General features: G+C 58.0%; 1 pseudogene. It reads right to left on the bottom strand.

The features are described from left to right. Positions 1 to 374, bottom strand: a pseudogene (locus tag HU755_RS26970) (IS5/IS1182 family transposase); the annotation flags it as partial.

Below are 374 nucleotides of genomic sequence, written 5' to 3'. Positions count from 1 at the left end.
GAATGTTGTAGGCCACGAGCGGTCCGGACGCTGTTCGCATTTTTCGCGCATCGGGCTCGCCCACAACGTGCTGAACCAGGCCTTGAGCTTGCATCAGCACTTGGCAGGTCTGGTTATTGGCCTTTTTTACCTGCAACTCCGCCAGCGCTGCCTGCACTGCTGAACGGTCGATCGACTCGCCTTCTTCGTCACGATCCGCTTCATCGAGCTGCGCCAGGTAGCGCGCAATTTTCTTGTCGAGCGCCGCTTCGCGGTGCTGGAGTTTTTTTGGTGTCAGGTGTTTGCGGCTAGCAGCCACCGCCTGAAATTTGCTGCCATCGATGGCCACCAGCTCGCCGGCAATCAGACCAGCCTGTCGGCAAAATCGAACAAAG

This window comes from Pseudomonas sp. SWRI111 (assembly GCF_014268555.1).
In the GTDB taxonomy this organism is placed as follows: domain Bacteria; phylum Pseudomonadota; class Gammaproteobacteria; order Pseudomonadales; family Pseudomonadaceae; genus Aquipseudomonas; species Aquipseudomonas hamedanensis.
This window is presented reverse-complemented; position numbering and strand designations above follow the sequence as displayed.